The sequence below is a fragment of the Cupriavidus campinensis genome (genome assembly GCF_905397395.1).
Classification (GTDB): domain Bacteria; phylum Pseudomonadota; class Gammaproteobacteria; order Burkholderiales; family Burkholderiaceae; genus Cupriavidus; species Cupriavidus campinensis.
In genome coordinates, this window is the sequence record NZ_CAJPVH010000039.1 from 1 (window position 1) to 17,961 (window position 17,961).

The window sequence follows — 17,961 nt, forward strand, 5'->3', positions numbered from 1 at the left end:
CGAAGTTTTTTTCGCTGCAGTCAGCGCTGCAAAACTGCTCAGCCCGACCACCCATCAACCCCGCAACCCTTGTCGCTGCTGCGTTTGCAGCGCGGTTTGTGTTGCGAGGGGACGAATAGTAGGCGACTGATGGCGGGCTGGCAAGCGATTTCGCAAAATAATTCTAAAGTTCATCGCAGATGCTGTTTAGGGCACAAATATAAGGAAGCCATGACCATCCGCATCGTGAGATTGGGATCACCGCGCGTCGAGGACGAAGGGCTGCGCATGGGCACCGTCCGGCGGCCGCCGCGGGGCGTGCCCAAGGCCAAGTTTGCCAGCCGGAACTATTACGATGTCTGGTATCCGGCACTTGCGCCGTCCACAGACCTCGTCGCGCTGGCCCAGACGGCCACGGACGACAAGGCGTGGCGCGTCTTCGAAAAAAAGTACCGCGCCGAGATGGCCGAGCCCGATGCCAGCCGCACGCTCGATCTGCTTGCGGCCTTGTCTCATCAGACAAACTTCTCGCTCGGTTGCTATTGCGAAGACGAATCTCACTGTCATCGCGCCATCCTGCGCGACCTGCTGGCCAAGCGGGGCGCCGACCTGGCGTAATCCGCACGCTATGATGCGAAGCTTCGCCGCCTCCTTATTAGTAAGAAGGCGAGGCGAAGCTTCTCACTGGCCTCTCATACGTCGATGGCACTGAACCTCGTCTGGCTTGGATTCTTTCTGATTTCCTTCCTGGCCGCCTGCGTGCGGCTAGCCCACGGCGACACCGCGGTCTTCCCCGCCATGCTCGCCAGCCTGTTCGACAACGCGCGCACCGCTTTTGAGATTTCTCTTGGGCTGGCCGGCGTCATGTGCCTCTGGATTGGCATCATGCGGATTGGCGAGCGGGCCGGCGTCGTCGATCTCTTCGCCCGGGCGATGAACCCACTACTGCGTCATTTCTTCCCGGGCGTGCCGCAGGGCCATCCGGCACAGGGCGCGATGATGATGAATGTGTCGGCCAACCTGCTTGGCCTGGACAACGCCGCCACGCCGCTCGGGCTCAACGCGATGCGCGAGCTCCAGGCGCTGAACCCCAAGGCCGACACTGCCAGCAACGCCCAGATCATGTTCATCGTCCTGAACACGGCCGGGCTGACGCTGATTCCCACGTCCGTCATCGCCATCCGGCAGGCGATGGCGGTCAAGCAGGGGCTCACCGGCTTCAATGCGGCCGATATCTTCCTGCCGACGCTGCTCGCCACCGGCGTTTCCTGCCTGGCCGGCCTGCTGGCCGTGGCCTGGGTGCAGCGGCTGAACCTGCTCAAACCCGCTGTGCTGGCCGCGTTCGCGATCGCAGCGGCCGCTGTCGGCGGCCTGTTCGTCTGGCTGCGGCACGCGCCGCCGGACCAGGTCAGCCAGTTGGCGGCGCTCGTCGGCAGCGCCTTCATCTTGTCACTGATCACCCTGTTCCTGGTTTGCGGCGCGGTGCGGCGGGTCAATGTCTACGACGCCTTTATCGATGGCGCGAAGGAAGGCTTCGGCGTCGCGGTTCAGATCATTCCTTATCTAGTGGCAATCCTCGTGGCGATTGGGCTGTTCCGCGCCTCGGGGTGCATGGATGTGCTCATGCAAGGTCTGTCGGCCGGATTCGCATGGCTGGGACTCGATACCGACTTCGTGCCCGCCCTGCCGGTTGGCCTGATGAAGATCCTGTCCGGCGCCGGCGCACGCGGGTTGATGGTCGATGTGATGAGCACCTACGGCGTCGACTCCTTCCAGGGGCGCCTCGCGGCAATCATCCAGGGATCGACCGAGACCACCTTCTATGTGATGGCCGTCTATTTCGGCAGCGTCAATGTGCGCAATACCCGTCACGCGTTGGGCTGCGCGCTGTTCGCCGACATCGTCGGCATGACCGCCGCCGTGTGGATCGCCTACCTCTTTCGATAAGACTGTTGTCCAAATGCAACGTGATTGTGCGCTTTTGAAGTCATTCTCGAGCGCAGGACTTGGTGCGTCGCAACAACTTGTGTATAGTGAAGTCTGTCTCCTCCACCACCTCGGTGGATTCCAACCCGCGCATCACCTGCGCGGGTTTTTTTTGCCTAAAATCCGCGGAATCCTCAGATCGATAGGTAGTTTTTGATCGGTCTACGTCATGAATCTGACATCTGCACCGGTCAGCGTCACATTTCCCCACCGTGGTGCAAACGCGCACAGTTGCCGCGCAAATCGCAGAAAACCCACAGCTTTGTTGCGACGCACCAATCGGCATCGTAGAGTGGCATCAGCAATAACCCTGATCCCCGCCGCTCTCCTTTATTTGCCTGCGATGCCTACCGCTGCGCGCCTTCTCCGCTACTGGCCCGATGCCGCTTACCTGCGGCGAGGCATCGTCTACGCGTTGTCTTTCCTCGCGCTGGCGGGCACTGGCTGGCTGACCGGCGAACACGGTTATCTCTGGTCCGCGACGGCGTCGATCTGGACCTGCCTGGCCGACCGCCAAGGCACGGCGGCAGCCCGCATGCGCGCGCTGGGCACGGTGGGCATTGGCGGCGCGCTGGCCAGCGGCCTGGGCGCGAGCCTTTCCGGGTCGCCGCTGCTGGCGCTGCTCGTGGTGCTCGCCGCAGGGCTGGCGGCCGGTTTGGTCGAGTTGCGCGGCCCCGCAGCCGCTTTGTGCTTCAAGCTGCTCTATGTCGTGCTGATTGCCGCCTGCCTGCAGCCGGCCGAAGGCTTGCCGATCGGCACCTACGCGTGGACTAGCAGTGTCGACTACCTGCTGGGCGGCGTCTTTGCCTGCCTGACTTGCCTGCTGTTGATTCCCTCCCAGCGTGACACCCGGCCACGTACCGAGGTGGTTGCCGTCTACGACGCCCTGCTGCGCTTTGCCGATTTTCTGGCGACAACCTCGCCCGCGCACGACAGCACGCCGCACAAGCAGGAAATCCGCCTTCGCATCGAGGCCGCGCGCGCCGCCGTGACCGCCCGGCGCGGCCTGCGTGACCCGCTGGGCCTGCTCCACTACGCCTACGCCGTGGCGGTAGCCGACGCGATCTTCGCCCTGTTGATCGTTGCTGGCGAACTGCGCGAGCGCGCCGGCGACACCCACGGCCTGCCGCTGGCCTATGCCGCGCGCTGCCTTGCCGATACGCAGGAGCAGGTTCGCCAGGCCCTCGCCCGCCATGCCCCGGACCTGCCGGCTCTCAGCGCGATGCTGACCCGCGACCTGCGCAGCCTCGTGGCGCAGCGCCCCAATGCGTCCGCGCCGCCCCCCTACCAGTCCGCCCTGGCCGCGCTGGCCCAGCACCCCGCTTTCGACCGCTGGCGCGAGCGCTTCGTCTGGCCGAATACCGGCGTCACGGCCATGCTCGACCGTCTGGCCCATACGCTGGCCGACCTCGCCGCGCGCGATGCCCGGGTGTCGCGCCACGCGGTCCGGCTGGCGCTGGCGGGCGGACTGAGCCTGTTGCCGTCGCAGATCTGGCAGGTCCATCACAGCTACTGGGTCGCCGTCACTGTGATCATGGTGCTGAGCCCGCGCCTGCAAACCACGCGGCAGATCTCATTTCTGCGCTTTGCCGGTTCGCTGGGCGGTGCGCTGCTAGCCTGCGGCATCAGCCTGATGCATCCCACGCCGGCGCTGGCGCTCGGCATCAGCGCCGCGTTCCTTGCCGCCGCCTATGCCACGCGACTGGCCGGCAATGCCGGAGCCTTCGCGTTCTGCCTGACGCCGGCGGTCATCCTGTTCTCGTGGCTGGGCGAGCCCGCCGCCAGCAGCAGCCACGTGGCGGCGCTGCGCGGTGCCGATACGGCCATCGGCTGCCTGATCGCGCTGGCCAGCTATGTGGTGTTGGCGCCGCGCGCGGAGCTGTCGCGCGCTTTCCGCCACAGCCTGGATGCGCTCGCGGTCAACGCCGTCTACCTCCGTGCATCGATCAGCGCGGCGCGCGCGCTGTCCGCAGCGCCGGCTCGGCTCGAGGCGCTGCGCGTGGCCGCAGGCCGTGCTTCCACCCGGGCCGAGGACACGCTCTCCCAATGTGCTGCCGAGCTGGACCCGGCTCTGGCGGCCACCCATCGCGCCCTGCACGCCACGGCACGGCGCATGGCCGCGCTGGCGGGGCTGCTGCGCGCCGGCACCGAATCGGGGGAGATCTACACACGGCCCGTGCCGGCCGTGCAGGCGCTGCTGGGCGACCTGGAGGCGCGGTTGGCCGAGGTGGCCGTCCGGCCGGGTCACACCGGCGTGACGGACGCGGTGGCGCCGGCCCGCCTGGCACCGCTGACACCCACCGATCCGCCCTTCGACCGCTTTCTGGCCGAACAGGCCGGCTACGCGGACAACCATATCGATGCCGCGCATCACACGGTGGCCCGGCTGCGCACCCTGGTGGCGGAACAGGCGCTGGCGACGCGCCCGCGCTTGCGCGGGGTCAAGGCGGGATGAGATAGCCCGGCGTTTTGGGGTTCGGGCAGGCGATCAGGCAGACACCGGCAACTATCCTAGAATGATTGGATACCCGCCGTTTCCCCGTTCCCGACAAGTCCGAGGTGCGCCATGGCTCAAATCTCCTTCCCGACCAGCGTTCCGTCTTACTGCGCCGCCAGTCTGACGCTATCGTGCCCCGCCACGGTCAATGGCAATTCATCGCAGTATTCCGTCACGGCCGAGGCGCTCGAGAACCATTGCGGCGCCCAGTCGCCGCGCGAGGACGACCTGCGCGCCGCGTTCACGAGTCACCGCCAGCGCATCGAGCATCTGGCGGAAACCATGTTCGAGCTGACCAAGGCGCGCGAGATTGTCCTGCGCAGCGGGCATTTCCGCTTCGCGGACTGAGCGATTACGACTGAGCGGTTACCCTTCGGCCGCCTGCCCGCGTACCAGCAGCACCGGCATCGTCGCCTGACGGATCACCGCCTCGGCCACGCTGCCGAGCACGATACGCCGCACGCCGCGCCGGCCATGGGTGCCGATGACCAGCAAGTCCCCGCCCCACTCGCGCGCGGCTTCATTGATCGACCCGGCGATGTCGCCGGCCACGGCGGGCTCCGTCACCAGCTTGGTCTCGAACGTCGCGCCGGCATCGGCCAGCACCTTGCCGGCCGCCTCCAGCGCGCGTTTGCCGCTGTCTGCGAAGGCGCGCTCGATCTGCGTGGGGTCGTAGTAGCCCGCGTCGAACAGCATCACACCGTTGTCCACCACATAGAGCGCCAGGATCGTCGCACCGCCGCCGGCCACGCGTAGGGCCTCGCGCAGGGCCAGGTCGGACGTGCTGCTGCCGTCCACCGCCACCACGATCCTGTTGTAAGCCGTGCTAGTCATTGCCTTGTCCTCCGGTAAGAAGAGAGAAGCGCCGCAGCCGTGCCGCGACCGCTACATCCGATACTACACGTGGCGCCAAACCCACGTGATGAGCCAATTCTGAAAATGGGTGTCGTTTGCCACGAGACTTCGGAGGGAAGACTCCTGCAAATCAGATGGTTACAAGGCTCTCGCCACAATAGGGGCCGTCCAAGTTTGCCACCTCATCCCAGAGTTTTCGGGCATTTTGCCAAACCAGTCCAGAGTCCATAGGGAACGCCCATGACTTTTCCGGGCCCATCAACGGTCGCTCGGCTGCGCTTGGCGCCAACACTCAAATGCCAGTTTCGCCTCCAGCTACAGACTCTCCTCTGAGGCTCTCCCAAAATCATTCGAGCTACTTACGCGAGGCAGGCAGCAACGTTATGTATCATGCACTCGACGGCCTGAGGGATCACGATTGCACTTCACAACCACCTAAAAAAAACATGGAAATCATTCTGCACGCGAGCCAATCGCGCAGCGTGCTCGGTAAGCACTATCTGACGGCATTCAAGGATGCCGTGGAACTCTATGTTGTGTCGGCTTATTTGACGGAGTGGGATGGAGCAATCAAGCTGACACCAGCCTGTAAGCGGTTCCGCTTTATCATCGGAAAGGACTTTGGCATCACCCGCAAGAACGCCTGCATCGATGTCCTGAAATGGCTCCCGGCTTCACGCAAGGCAAACTTCCTAGTGGCCGACAATATTACTGGCTTCCACCCGAAGGCCGTTATCTGGCGCACTGCCAAGGGACAGGCCTTCATGCTAGTTGGGTCGTCCAATCTGAGCAGGGCCGCCTTTGAGGGTAACGTCGAAGCCAATGTTCTGGTTCCGATTTCGGAAAAGGCCTTCGAGGAAGCTAAGACGTGGATTGAGTGGATCGAGGAACGTTCGGTTCCCGTTTCCGAGGACTGGCTGGATCAGTATGTAGAGGCCGTACGCAATCCTGCAGGATCCTCCGGCAAGCGCGTACCCGCGAACCAGGAGAAATCGCCCGTCATCACGTTCAAGCTGCCCCGACCTTCAAAGACTGCGGATCGACTCCGCGTTCGGAGGAAGCAACTCGCGGCCTACACCAAGCAACGCAACGGACTCATGCGACTCTTTCGGCGTGCAGCCAGCGGAAGTATTTCCAGTTTGCAGTTCTTCGAGGAACTGCCGCAGCATTGGAGCATGGAGAAAGGGAACCGGCTGCAAGGCAAAGGATGGGAACGGAAAGGCAAACACGCCAATTTCCAGGAACTCGCTGCGTCATTCGTCTCCATTCTTGACGCCAACAAGCGCGATCGGGATGACGTGGTAAGGGCTGAACTAGATCGTCTCGACTCCCGAGGAAATTCGGCACGCAAGGCGTTCCTATCGGAAATGCTGTGCCTGCGCTTCCCCAACGAATATCCGGTGCTGAATGACCCTGTTCACCGATTCCTTGTAAAGAACCGCTTCACCGCGTCGCGCGGATCCAGCGAGGGCGCAAGGTATATCGACCTTGCAAAGAAGTTGCGTATGGCATTGCGAGCCAATCCCGACTATCCGGCAAAAAATCTCGCAGAGCTCGATCTCTTGATCTGGGCGTCATCCGACTACAACCCCAATGCTTGAAACGCGACGTCGCCAGACACGCACGGCAGGCTCTGTCCACTTTTCGAGTACCGTCAGCAAAGTAGCGCTTCGACAATGCACCTCTCACCGGGCAAAGTCCCGAGATCTCTTGATCCCAAGGCTTTGCTGATTTTCGGGGTAAACAAGCTGTGGTGCGGTCCGAGGAACGGCAGTACAGCCCTTGCGACGCATCTGTGTGCTGGCATCAGGACCGAGCATTGAAACAGTGCCGGAATCTCATTGGCCGCCCTTTCAATCAGATACGCTAGCTAGCGCTACTTCCTGCCCCACCTTCGCTTCCTCAGCCAGTAGACGCCAGTACCAATGGCGAGCGCTGCCACAGCCGGAGCAGCAATGACAATCGACGCGCCCACTATGGCACCGCCACCGACCGCGCCACCGATTGCCGACACGCCAGAAACGACGGCGGCTCCGGACAAGCCTACCTCGCCGGCGAGGCCAACTGCAGCGAGCATGCCAGCCACTCCGACACCGGCGCCGAGGCGAGTGCCCGCGCGTCCGGCTGAACGCGCGTCCCGCTCGTCGTCCGAGACTCCGGGATCTTCAGCAAACACCGTCTTGTTTAGCGTGTAGGACGCCAGGACACCGCTACCTGCCGTCGCGAGCAGCACGGCGGCGGCGCCCGAAACGGGGAGAGCAGGCGCGGCAGCAGCGCCGATCGGCGGCATGCTGGCGGCCGGCGCCGGCTTATCCTTCGGCCGAAGGCACTCCATGGCCGCCTCCGCTGTCATCCCGCGCCGCGGGCCGCCGCCAACCTGCTTGTTCCAGTGCATGTTCGGTTGAGAAACAAGAAGGCGCTCGCGGGCTTCCATTTCCTCTCGCGTCCCAGATGTGTGGATCCAGAACTCGAGATCACTGGGACCGACGTCATGGGCGGCCTGGATCTTCTCGCTCTTGTGCTTGCCGCGCTTGAGATCGTCAAAATGCTCGGACTTGCGCCTCTTAACGTTGTCCGTAATGCCGTGGTACCCGTCGAAACCCAGGCCGCTGGAGCACTGGCGGCTCCGGATCTGGTAAAGGTAATGCGTGTCGTCTGCGAGTGCCGTCATGGTGGTTCCCTATGTAGTCGGTTTCGAAAAACACGACGGAAAGTTCGCCCCCAATCCCTCGCTGGGCGCACATGGATACGCCTATCTGAATTACAAGTAGGGGAATGCCACATTCAGGCGGTCGTTGCAAGACTAAACGCAAGGCAGCAAAATTGAAGCGGTTTAGCAAAGCCCCCCTTATGGCACCCGCAGACAGCACCGAACTGCCACACTTCGAGTTTTTTGGGGAGCGACTTGCATTCGCTTTGCAGCGAGCCTCTATCAGGGCGCATCCCTGAGGGAAATGTCCGCCACGTTGGGCGTGCCGGCTGGCTGGTTGGCTTGGGACGAGCCCGCAAATGGTTTGCCGGTCCCGCTGAGGTTGACGGCCCCACTTACAGACGGACTCCCCGCCTTGCAATGTGCTGGCCTGGAAGCGCTCGCCGCGGGTATGCGCAGCGGGAGCTATGGCGACGATGAAGTGATTGACCTATTGGCGAGCCTCAAGCCATACGGCCCCTACTGCATCGCCATTACCGTCGACGGTCCGATGGCCGATATCGTCAGACAGCCTACTGTGGCGCTTGAAACGCGATATGGCACAAAAGTCTACAGTGTGGGAGAGTTCGACGCCCTCGAAGCATGGTGCGATGAACAAACCGCGGGGATGCCAGACGAGCACCGTCGTGGAGTGGCCGATGCATATGGTTGAATCAAATCATAACTGCGCAAAAAAGCTCATCGCCGATTTACGGGATGGGGGTAAGGGGCTCAGAATGACCCGTTACCGTCATCGCGGTCTCGGCGCCTGCAAGGGCCGCTGTCGAAGTACGAAGAGACATTCACCTAGATGATGTCCTCTGTCGCTTGATGCACGGAGGGAATGCTCCGTCCCCGTTCCGTCGATATGCCTCGAAGCCGCTACCCTTGGACTGCTGTGCTAGCTTTCGCAACCCGCCGGTTCGTTGGGCAGACAAGCAGATCATGTCGTGGGATCATTTCCCCCGTAGCGATTGCGCAGTTCAATTGATCAAAAACTCTATAAAAGACAAGATGATTCGTGGTTATTACACCAGGGGGCAGCGCTATGAAATCGTCCCTCCATGGTTTGCAGCATTTCCAGGCGCAAACACTTTTACAGTAATTGTCGGAAAAAACGGTACTGGAAAGAGTCGCCTGCTGCAGGGCGTAGTGGCGGAGATTCTTAAGGATCGGGTGCATCCAGATCTCTTTGACAGGGAAGAGCGCAGCATTGGCTTTCATAGCACCCGTCGCGAAGTCGAATGCGATGCGCTGCCCCAAAAGGTGATCTGCGTCTCAACCAGCCCTTTCGACAAATTTCCCCTCATTCGACGCAGCGCAACTTCGCCCTACTACAGCTATCTTGGGCTGCGGGGGTTGCCCAGCCAACATCTCAGCACGGCATATATATCGCGCATTATTGGGGCACTAATTCGTTCCATGTCGAGCTCGCGGGAACGGGCGCGGAGCATTCACGAGGTGTTAAGTTATCTCGGCTACGACGGGTCGATGCTTTGCACCTTGTCTGTTGGCCTTTCGACGCGAGTGTACAACGAGCTTGTCTCATCGACGGATCTCGCGCATACCCTGCAGAACCTTTCCCCGTCCCTATCGTTCGATGGAATGAACGCCAACCGCCAGCTCAGAGACGCCGACCCTAATTCAGTTCGGGAAGCCCTCGGCATATTGCAGAGGTGGAAGGCAAGCGCACGCAAGCCCAGAGTGGAAGTGCTCATGGACCGCCGCGGCGTGCACTGCGAGAGCGTTAGCGTCCATGAATTGATGATGCTCGTGCAGACTGGGTTGGCGCGCCTGCGCGACGTTGCGCTTCGCAAGGCTGATGAGCACGGGGGCGTCTTTAGGCTAACTGAAGCGAGTTCGGGCGAGCAGTCGGTCATCATGGGACTGCTTGGCATCGCGAGCGAAATTGAGGACGGCTCGCTGATCTGCATTGATGAACCGGAAGTCTGCCTCCATCCTGCGTGGCAAGAGCGCTACGTTCATCTTCTACTCGAAACTTTTGCTAGTCGGAAAGATTGCCAGTTCCTCGTCGCCACGCACTCACCTCAGGTTGTTGCCGAGCTGCCGCAGGCAAACTGCTTCGTAATGGACATGGCCGATGGCCAGGTGATAGGGACTGAGTCGCTCTCGCATCGATCCATCGATTTTCAATTGGCCAATGTGTTCGGTGCTCCGGGTCACAACAACGAATACCTCAACAGAACCGCGCTGAACTTGTTCTCCCGTGTGGCGAGCAACAAGCGATTCCAAGCATCAGATTTGCATGACATCACGATGCTAGAGGGCATACACGACAACTTGCGCCTCGATGATCCACTTCGTGACTTGATTGCGGCGATTTCGGAAATGAAGGAGACATATGACCGCCGAGATCGCTAACGCAATGGTTTTCGGCGAGGCGGAACGGCAGTCGATTGAGCAAATTCAGAGCTTCGTCGATTATTCTCATCATTCTTGGTCTGTTGATGAGCTCGAGACTGTTCGCTCTGCCATCAGAGCCCACTATCGAAATGAACAGCGGGGGTTGTGTGCATACTGCCGCAATCCCGTCTCGCTGCAAAGTCCACAGAATTGTCATGTGGAGCACATCGCTCCGAAGTCAAAGTATCTTGGCTTCATGTTCGAGCCGAAGAACTTATGCGTCGTTTGCGCGGACTGCAACACGATCAAACGCGATCAGGAGGTGCACAATGATGAGCCTGATACCGTGCAAAACGGTAGCAGGAGGCGGCAGTATCCGCGCTCATCGGCGGCATTCCGCATCGTCCATCCGCATTTTGATCGATGGGATGATCACATCGAGCGCTTCGGCAAGTACTACTGTGATAAATCTGCGAAAGGACATTTCACCATTGGTGCCTGTATCTTGAACCGGCAACTTCGCCAGTTCGGCTGGGAGCCCGCAATCATCGATGATGCGGCAATCCGTGAGCTTATGAACGAGTACTTAAACCTTGCCGATCCAGCGGTACAGACCTCTGTTCTGAATCGACTGATGAGACTGATGATCCAGCTACAGTGAGATACCTGCCCCGTCTCGGGCGCCTATGTTGATCACCCAGGACGAGCGCAAGGTTGTCATCAATAGATGCGTATTCCTATGAGGAACAGGAGGGGGCGCTCACCTTCGTGACGCTTTTTGCGATGGGCCCAGGCGATATCGAGCGATGAAGACTCCAGAGGCCTAAGGTGTCTTTTCGCCAATCTCGGCCGCCAGTAGCATTTGTGCGGCCATCGCTTTCCGACCCAAAGCGGGTTCCAGTGTCTTGCCCTCAGCATTGGTCCGTGCAAGCGAGGGGACACCTGACAATAGTTGCTAACACGTTGAAGATTTGAAACGGGGGAAGCGTCATGCCTATCGCTATCCGTTTGGACTAGAGCTAGACCAAGGCACTAACAAAAAGGATGGGCGCGGATGCCAAACAGCAAACCGTCGGGCCGACGCAGAGGTACTGGATCATGAATCCTTGGGGATTCTGCCTGTCAGCGACATCGCGCACCGTCGGTCCAGCCGCGGCACAGCCCAGCCGGCGAGAGGTGCCTTGTCCAATTCTACTGCTCTGGTGCGCACCAGGCCATGTGGGCGGAGTGTCTGCCACAATCTACGATACCGGAATGCTCAGCCTTTGACGTCGCTGGATTGGCCCTCCCGCTTCGAGGCTGCATCAACCAGCCGACGCGACACACCAGAGATTGCAGGAGCAGTTTGTGCAATCTCCTTGTGCCTCAAAAGACAGTGTGTTGCGGCACTTGCATGTGCAAAACGAATCTCCGTCACGACTGGGCGACAGGCCCGTGCGACTGGTTTGGGCTGGATGCTGGTGCCTTACCGAGACGCTCGCTTGTGGGCCGTGAAATAAAAATAGAGTAGACCAACGGGTGCAATGAAGATGGCGAATCCCCAACAAATCGCCATGGTCATGTACTTGGTGATGAGCATCAAGATGGCGTTCACAAAGAATACATTCTCGCCAAGGACATATCCGATGACGCTTTCGTAGACGAACCTCGAGTATGGGTATAGCAACGAGCTAATCGCCATAAACATCGCCATCAGAAGCGGCATTGGGCTGCTGCTATGACTCCATGCAAAGAGAAAGATGGCGGGGAAGATGAGGGAAAAAAGAAAGTGGCGGATGTAAGTTTTCAGAGAAAGTCCGCCGAACGATTTTACGAGTGCCGGGTGCATGTGTCCTCAACAGAAGGTTTAGCTATAACGCGAACTTCAGGTAAGAACGGTAATACGGCGCTTTCTAGCAACAAATTAACCCTGCGATAGTAGGGCATAGCTGGTGCCACTCAACTCGATGTTGTGCTGGCGATGTGGCCAGCGCTCGGGTACTCTGTATGAATACCCTCAAGAGTACTCGCTATGGCCACCAGTCTCCTTGCCAAATACATTCTCAGCGAAAAATTCCACCGCGCGGCATGCGAAGGAGTTCGTGAGGCCGTTGCACGCACGCGAGCAGCAGGTTTAGAACCGGCTGGCACCGCCGGAGCAAAGGGATCTTTCCGGCTCACTAAAGTGACAACAATCGAAGGTCCGCCTCTGAAAGTTACCGTCATCGAAGGGGAAAATCTAGAGCAATGGCTCAAGGCCCGACGAGAGAAGCGAAGTCAATAGGGCCCTTTAAGCACATGCCTCAGAAGTCCAAGCACTCTTGAATTTGAAGGGAGGGGCTTTTCCTCGATGTTCTCGCACTGTTCTCCCTAAATGCCACCTCAAATGCAGAGCGGACAAACGGGCTGCAATCGGGCAGGAACTCTGCAAAACACCGGCGCATCATCCGCCTTATTCGTATAGCGTCAGATGTTGCGTCTGGTTTACTAGCTCGAACGACCGCCACTTCGATCTCTTGGATGAAGCCTCTCGGCCAATCGGAGAGAAGAGAAAGGATTTCCCCCGTAATAAAGCCTCTGGACAAACGCCGCGCACCCTGAAGGCTCATCCGCCCAAATTGCGGGTAAAAGATGTCCCCCAAGAAGTACAGCGTACGGAGCATCCTCTCCACAGGTTCGTTTGCCAATAACCTGAGTCCAACTGCCAAATTTTCCGGCACATCCCGGAGCCTTCCTCCGTCGAGGATCGACGCCAACGCGACCTCGCCGGCACTGGCCTCCTTTGACGAAAGCAAGTCTGTGCCACATATGCAATGCACCACCCGTGCGCATGGATCCGTATCGACTGGACGCCCGCAAGCGGGACATGCACAGTAGAGTCGAATTCGATGCTTAGGGCAGCAGGTAAAAAGTTGGCATGCCCAGATCCCCTTTTGATATCCGTCTTCCTGCATACATCTCATGCACTTGGGGAAGCGTTGCCGAGACACCAGTAGATGCTCGGGAAGCATCAAGCGGCCAACATGACAAAAGTAGCGTCCCAAGTAATCAACCTTCCATAAGCCGCTGAGTTGGGTCGCCTCATCGGGCAGGATTCTGAAATGCTCGGACAATCGTCCAACGTCTGCTTGCATGGGACGATGGTTGATGCCGGTAGCGGCCAACAAAACCCGCTCGTCTATCCCATTCTCCGTGGCGACTCGACTGACGTAGCCATAAATCCACTCTTCCTCAATTGGCTTCACACGGATCAACACTCTCATCGTTGCTCTCCATGTTTACGAGTTTGGCGAGACGCTGCAATGTCTTGTTGCTGATCCGAGACCCGCCCTCCAAGGTTGTCACGTAGACTGCCCTTCCCAAAACTCGCTTAAGCTCCCTGAGGTTACCTGACGTAATCCTGTGCAGCATTGATGCGGTGTGCGGCTGAGCAAGATCACTCGTTTCTGGCAGGGGCAATGCCTTGTCCAACGCGACAAGAAGCTGTCGCCACGTGGCATCCAACTTGTACTCGTATAGGTGCAATCTACCGGGAAAGCGACTACGAAGCTGCGAGTCGCGATCGAATGCGGCATCCAGTACGGGGAGGGCGAAGAAGCCCATTGGTATGCGCGTGACGTCATGGAGAATCTTCAGGAAATCTCCCGCCACCCCCATCAATCTTGCCTCGTTCTTGCGAGGACCAGACGTGAGCGTCAGATGATGCGCCTCGTCTATGAGCAACAGCCGTGTCTCGCAGGCTGCAAGCGCTCGCACGATGGTTGACCTTGCATCTAGCTGATCAAGACTTGGCATCCAAAGATCATTGCCAAGCGCCCTCATAATCATTTGCGCAATGCCTCTGGGCGTCGGACGCTCCGGCAGCTTGATCTCAACAACGGTTCGCTTTGACACGAAGTACGAATCTTCCTCCGGAAATCGGCGCTTGATGTATTCCAACAAGGCGCTCTTGCCAGTCCCACCTTCTCCTGTCACACAAAATCCACCAGGGAACGGCACACGTCCCGCCGCGTCGACAAGGAGTGTCACGCACTCATCAATCATTTTTACCTGCGGTGTGCGCACGACTACCTTAAATACGAACTCCTCACGGTCCGACGCACTACCGTTCAGCGCCAACTCCCTTTCGCGCGCCGTTGAAATCTTGCGAGTGTTATTGTTCAATCGAAGATCCAATAGTCCCGAACCGAGTTCCTTCATCATGCGGCTAACCTTTGGTAGTTTTCGAACTACGTCATAGCTTCCAATCGAGCTCTGGAATCCCTTCATCGACGAACACCTGGCGGGCCGCTGATGGCGGGTTGTAGCTCCTCGCCGGCGTCGTCATATCTCCCAGTCCAGCTCAGGCAAAACTGCCTCCGGCAGCAACATGTTAGACACCGGGGTAGAAAGCTGCCCATGCGGCAACGGCGCGATCGAGTTGTGCTCCGCGTCCAACGTTCGCATAGATGTTATGTTTGCAGCCCTCGCCAATCTCACTTTTGTCTTGGTTTCTTTGACTGCGAGCGCTTCTCGGATTTCGTACTGCAATACTTCCTTAAACTTGCGCAATACCTTGGGACGACCAGCGTCGCTCCCCGCCTTCTCCTTTGCCAACTGTCGAATGAGCTTATGCTGGTAGACGGTGAGTCCAGATGCATACTGCTGGTCTGTGCACGGGACTTGTATGTACCGTCTTTCGTCCGGATGTAGCACGTAGACCGAACCAATGTCATTGAACGACATTCGACACTGCACGCTCCTGCTTCCGTATCGCTTAAACATTGCGTTGAGCTCTCGACTCCCGAAGCAGAGTCTGTCCCTGCGGATACCCTCGTTGCTTAACGTCCCGTCAAACGGGAGGCCAAGCTTGATTCGGATCTCGGCTGGATCAATCGGAAACCGCGGAGGTATGTCTCTCTCGAGCTCGGTCCACGCCTCCAAGGGTGAAAGGCCGGTCCGTGAATTGGGTGTCGCGTTGTGTTCATCGACCACCCATTTGTGCAACAAGAAGACAAAGGTACTGAACCGAATCGCCGCGTGCTTGTACGGATCGTAGTCCCCTCTCCGCTGAATGGAACCGAACGTCCGGCCTGGCATCGCCTCAAACAGTGACTGCTCCATCGTGGCAAAGAAGCGCTCAATGGATGGCTTGTGCCATGGAGTCCGCCGCTCGCACCACTCCGGATAAGCGTTTAGATCGTTAAGCATCGTCGCACAACGGTCACTGGCGAAATCGGCACCGCGATCCATGACATAGGTCCGCGCACGACCATGCGAAGGCCAAGGATTCTCCAGCTCGGGCCATATTTCGTAGGCCTTCTTATGGTCAAGGAGGGAGTGTGCAAGTGCACCTGATATGCACTCGAGGCCTGAAGGGGCGAAACTGACGTAGAAGCCAAGCCCGATGGAGCTCTTTCTCTCTTTGATTGCCGTAATCTTCGGTCGCCCCAGAGGCAGCATCGCGCGGTCATCAATAACAAATAGATTGATCTCTGAGTGATCAATCTCAGCGTAATCCATGAGGCGATCGGCCTCCATCTTTCCTCTGACCATATGAAACTCGGCCCGTGCAGCGTTGTATCCGCGCCTAGCAACCGCGACGTCGTATGCGTTCAAATTGCTGGTGTGCCTGTAAAACGTCCTCTCCGACATCACTGGATGGATCGGCATATGCAGGGCAGCGCGTTCCTTATTTTCGTTGGCAGTGAGAAGTCGATAGGTTCGGTACGACCCTCTGACGGATCCTCCCTCCCGCCTAAGATAGATCTCCCGCAGTGCCTGATCGGCCATTTCGAGCGCTGCTGCACTCCGCGGTGGCCGCTTTCGCGGCCAGGCAGATTTTGACGCCAGCACCGCGGGTTCGTTGTCGGCCTCTTGGTATTGCTTCATCCAATAACTCACGGTCGATGCGCCCGGCGGTCTTCGGTCTCCAATGTCCTTTGCAGTGAGGTAGATCACGTGCTCCAACATTCGGAGCTGACCTCGCGTAGCGCCATGCCGCACGGACGCCCGCACATATGCCAACTTCCGCTGAAGATCTCTTTGCCAGCGCTCAGGGAGATCGCTCAATGGAGCCGGAAACGATTTGGTGTCAGACTTCGTCTCGTACCGAATCTCCGATTCACTAACGAATGCTGGAACGATATCCACTTCACCGCTCGCATATGCCTCAAAGAACTTCTGCACGGTAGTCGTGTAGATTCTCCCGCTAGCGATGCTCTCAAAATGAACATCGTCACCGGCGCACGATAGAAATTGGTAGACATCGTCTCCATTAATACGGACAAGAAGTCCTTTCCCCAGGATTGGAAGCATACTCATCGCACATCCTCCAGTGCATGTCGTGAGCCAATCGCATCAATGCGCCGGCGTTGAGCCTGCCGATCTCCGCCGGCACCTCTCGATTGACGACGAGCGGTTTTGTCAGGGAATCCTCCAACAAAGTCGAAGCCGGACCGAACCATATCGACCGGTCGTACAGACGCCTGAGGCGGAGGTGGCCATTTACCAGCCGGTCCACTTCCCAGAAGTGCCTCCTCCAGAGCAGCATTGCACCGGCTTGCAGCGAAAGTTGCTTCATACGTGATCCCAAAGCCGGGGCGCGGCTGCGAAACAAGGACGGAAGATCTGCTGTACGGGACATCCATTTCCAGGAAGAGCCTTCGATGTGCGATGAGGCAGAGGATCTCGTACGCTTCCGCGCCTGATGCACACATCAGATCCTCCACGGTGCATCCGTCAATCGGCGTGGCCTGGATGAGTTCGATTGTTCTATCGGCTGCGACCTCGTGGCCGAGGTATCGCTGAAGTAGTGCCACATTTCGTCGTTTGTCATCGCTGCCGATTTCAGCTTCGGTGGCAAACTCCAATCGCAGTGCCTGAGCGTGAAGTGAACGTGCGATCTGCAGGTACTCGTCGGCCTTTCGTTGCAGGATGTCGTAGGGCTTGATTTCCAGCAAGCACTGCGTTGAAGCCGATACGACGTAGACATCCGGTGTATAGGTACGATGGCCTTGAACTTTGAATACTGGCAATCGGTACGGCTGGGTGTACAGGGCGTGTACGTCGTGACAAAGGAACAAGGTGAGGAGAATGTTTCTCTCCAACTTGGATTCCCACTCCATTGGATACGGACAGAGTGCCGGAAGGCGAAACTCGCCCGTGATCCGTGTTGGTCTGGATCGACGTATCAACCTCGCCGGCTGGGTCGGCGGCGACAGGACTGCTGGGCCGAGGGCGAGCCCTCGCTGCGTTTGTGAAGGCATGACGTCTCCCTGCCTTTGTCTTGACTCAATGGTCAAGACAAAGGCATACGTGCCGCCTTGCCGGACGAGGCGGCTTGACATGCTTAGCCGGGGAGACAATACTGAAGGTGCTATCCGGTCAGTGTCCCACTGGCCAAGCGGCGGGAATGCTTCTACGGTGTTCTCGCCGTTTTCTTTCCTATAGGGCCTCCTCAACAGGACGGTTCTCGAATGTCTTGGCCAACTGGCAAAGGGCCCGGATTTCCCAACGGGATAGTCTCGCGACGGTTGAAAGCAACTCAAGCGTGTCAGACCTGATGGTCGCTGGGAAGATCAACTCAATCTCACGCCCGACCCGTTCTGCGCATGCTGCCTGGTAGATTTTC

16 protein-coding genes are annotated in these 17,961 nt (G+C 58.9%); 9 read left to right on the plus strand and 7 right to left on the minus strand.

Features of this window, described 5'->3' with window-relative positions; translation table 11 throughout:
- Positions 1-210 precede the first annotated feature (210 nt).
- The 4 genes from KHO18_RS19465 to KHO18_RS19480 all read left to right on the plus strand — a co-directional run bounded on the left by KHO18_RS19465 (position 211) and on the right by KHO18_RS19480 (position 4,810).
- Positions 211-597, plus strand: coding sequence for a DUF488 domain-containing protein (locus KHO18_RS19465; protein WP_144201938.1), 387 nt, complete (start codon positions 211-213; stop codon positions 595-597).
- 84 nt (positions 598-681) lie between these two features.
- Positions 682-1,926 (plus strand): nucleoside recognition domain-containing protein, encoded by a 1,245-nt coding sequence (locus KHO18_RS19470; RefSeq protein WP_144201940.1) that lies wholly within the window; start codon positions 682-684, stop codon positions 1,924-1,926.
- Positions 1,927-2,308: 382 nt separating this feature from the next.
- Complete coding sequence (locus tag KHO18_RS19475) at positions 2,309-4,420, plus strand: FUSC family protein (protein ID WP_211943714.1); 2,112 nt, start codon at positions 2,309-2,311, stop codon at positions 4,418-4,420.
- 111 nt (positions 4,421-4,531) lie between these two features.
- Complete coding sequence (locus KHO18_RS19480) at positions 4,532-4,810, plus strand: DUF1488 family protein (RefSeq protein ID WP_144201944.1); 279 nt, start codon at positions 4,532-4,534, stop codon at positions 4,808-4,810.
- Between the two features lie 18 nt (positions 4,811-4,828).
- Here KHO18_RS19480 and KHO18_RS19485 read toward each other — a convergent pair whose 3' ends face one another.
- Positions 4,829-5,296: a universal stress protein gene (locus tag KHO18_RS19485; protein WP_211943715.1), complete on the minus strand. Its 468-nt coding sequence runs from the start codon at positions 5,294-5,296 to the stop codon at positions 4,829-4,831.
- Between the two features lie 467 nt (positions 5,297-5,763).
- On the opposite strand from KHO18_RS19485, the gene KHO18_RS19490 reads away from it, so the two are divergent.
- Complete coding sequence (locus tag KHO18_RS19490; protein ID WP_211943716.1) at positions 5,764-6,918, plus strand: phospholipase D-like domain-containing protein; 1,155 nt, start codon at positions 5,764-5,766, stop codon at positions 6,916-6,918.
- Between the two features lie 275 nt (positions 6,919-7,193).
- Here KHO18_RS19490 and KHO18_RS19495 read toward each other — a convergent pair whose 3' ends face one another.
- Entirely contained in the window at positions 7,194-7,988 is a 795-nt protein-coding gene (locus KHO18_RS19495) for a GIY-YIG nuclease family protein (RefSeq protein ID WP_211943717.1), read from the minus strand.
- A gap of 283 nt (positions 7,989-8,271) precedes the next feature.
- Here KHO18_RS19495 and KHO18_RS19500 point away from each other — a divergent pair, with 283 nt between their 5' ends.
- From KHO18_RS19500 to KHO18_RS19510, 3 genes are all read left to right on the plus strand, one after another.
- Positions 8,272-8,679 (plus strand): hypothetical protein, encoded by a 408-nt coding sequence (locus tag KHO18_RS19500; protein ID WP_149137196.1) that lies wholly within the window; start codon positions 8,272-8,274, stop codon positions 8,677-8,679.
- Positions 8,680-8,951: 272 nt separating this feature from the next.
- A complete protein-coding gene (locus tag KHO18_RS19505; protein ID WP_211943718.1) occupies positions 8,952-10,388 on the plus strand; it encodes an AAA family ATPase in 1,437 nt (478 codons plus the stop codon).
- The gene (locus KHO18_RS19510) at positions 10,369-11,031 is read left to right on the plus strand and encodes an HNH endonuclease (protein ID WP_149137194.1); all 663 of its coding nucleotides are present in this window, start codon (positions 10,369-10,371) and stop codon (positions 11,029-11,031) included. The genes KHO18_RS19505 and KHO18_RS19510 overlap by 20 nt, the downstream gene beginning before the upstream one ends.
- An 804-nt stretch (positions 11,032-11,835) precedes the next feature.
- Here KHO18_RS19510 and KHO18_RS19515 read toward each other — a convergent pair.
- Entirely contained in the window at positions 11,836-12,198 is a 363-nt protein-coding gene (locus KHO18_RS19515) for a hypothetical protein (RefSeq protein ID WP_149137193.1), read from the minus strand.
- Positions 12,199-12,381: 183 nt separating this feature from the next.
- On the opposite strand from KHO18_RS19515, the gene KHO18_RS19520 reads away from it, so the two are divergent.
- A complete protein-coding gene (locus tag KHO18_RS19520) occupies positions 12,382-12,633 on the plus strand; it encodes a hypothetical protein (RefSeq protein WP_149137192.1) in 252 nt (83 codons plus the stop codon).
- 19 nt (positions 12,634-12,652) lie between these two features.
- Here the strand turns inward: KHO18_RS19520 and KHO18_RS28755 are convergent, their stop codons facing one another.
- The 4 genes from KHO18_RS28755 to KHO18_RS19540 form a co-directional block, all read right to left on the minus strand.
- On the minus strand, positions 12,653-13,612 hold the full coding sequence (locus KHO18_RS28755; protein WP_211943719.1) for a TniQ family protein: 960 nt from the start codon (positions 13,610-13,612) through the stop codon (positions 12,653-12,655).
- On the minus strand, positions 13,581-14,552 hold the full coding sequence (locus KHO18_RS19530) for a TniB family NTP-binding protein (RefSeq protein ID WP_187645107.1): 972 nt from the start codon (positions 14,550-14,552) through the stop codon (positions 13,581-13,583). The genes KHO18_RS28755 and KHO18_RS19530 overlap by 32 nt, the downstream gene beginning before the upstream one ends.
- A 120-nt stretch (positions 14,553-14,672) precedes the next feature.
- Positions 14,673-16,652, minus strand: a complete 1,980-nt coding sequence (locus tag KHO18_RS19535) for a DDE-type integrase/transposase/recombinase (protein WP_149137189.1) — start codon at positions 16,650-16,652, stop codon at positions 14,673-14,675.
- Positions 16,649-17,437, minus strand: coding sequence for a hypothetical protein (locus tag KHO18_RS19540; protein ID WP_211943720.1), 789 nt, complete (start codon positions 17,435-17,437; stop codon positions 16,649-16,651). The genes KHO18_RS19535 and KHO18_RS19540 overlap by 4 nt, the downstream gene beginning before the upstream one ends.
- Positions 17,438-17,961: the final 524 nt, after the last annotated feature.

Coding starts and splice junctions, on each gene's coding strand:
- KHO18_RS19465 (WP_144201938.1), top strand. CDS start 211: ATGACCATCCGCATCGTGAGATTGGGATCACCGCGCGTCGAGGACGAA.
- KHO18_RS19470 (WP_144201940.1), top strand. CDS start 682: ATGGCACTGAACCTCGTCTGGCTTGGATTCTTTCTGATTTCCTTCCTG.
- KHO18_RS19475 (WP_211943714.1), top strand. CDS start 2,309: ATGCCTACCGCTGCGCGCCTTCTCCGCTACTGGCCCGATGCCGCTTAC.
- KHO18_RS19480 (WP_144201944.1), top strand. CDS start 4,532: ATGGCTCAAATCTCCTTCCCGACCAGCGTTCCGTCTTACTGCGCCGCC.
- KHO18_RS19485 (WP_211943715.1), bottom strand. CDS start 5,296: ATGACTAGCACGGCTTACAACAGGATCGTGGTGGCGGTGGACGGCAGC.
- KHO18_RS19490 (WP_211943716.1), top strand. CDS start 5,764: ATGGAAATCATTCTGCACGCGAGCCAATCGCGCAGCGTGCTCGGTAAG.
- KHO18_RS19495 (WP_211943717.1), bottom strand. CDS start 7,988: ATGACGGCACTCGCAGACGACACGCATTACCTTTACCAGATCCGGAGC.
- KHO18_RS19500 (WP_149137196.1), top strand. CDS start 8,272: ATGTCCGCCACGTTGGGCGTGCCGGCTGGCTGGTTGGCTTGGGACGAG.
- KHO18_RS19505 (WP_211943718.1), top strand. CDS start 8,952: ATGTCGTGGGATCATTTCCCCCGTAGCGATTGCGCAGTTCAATTGATC.
- KHO18_RS19510 (WP_149137194.1), top strand. CDS start 10,369: ATGACCGCCGAGATCGCTAACGCAATGGTTTTCGGCGAGGCGGAACGG.
- KHO18_RS19515 (WP_149137193.1), bottom strand. CDS start 12,198: ATGCACCCGGCACTCGTAAAATCGTTCGGCGGACTTTCTCTGAAAACT.
- KHO18_RS19520 (WP_149137192.1), top strand. CDS start 12,382: ATGGCCACCAGTCTCCTTGCCAAATACATTCTCAGCGAAAAATTCCAC.
- KHO18_RS28755 (WP_211943719.1), bottom strand. CDS start 13,612: ATGAGAGTGTTGATCCGTGTGAAGCCAATTGAGGAAGAGTGGATTTAT.
- KHO18_RS19530 (WP_187645107.1), bottom strand. CDS start 14,552: ATGATGAAGGAACTCGGTTCGGGACTATTGGATCTTCGATTGAACAAT.
- KHO18_RS19535 (WP_149137189.1), bottom strand. CDS start 16,652: ATGAGTATGCTTCCAATCCTGGGGAAAGGACTTCTTGTCCGTATTAAT.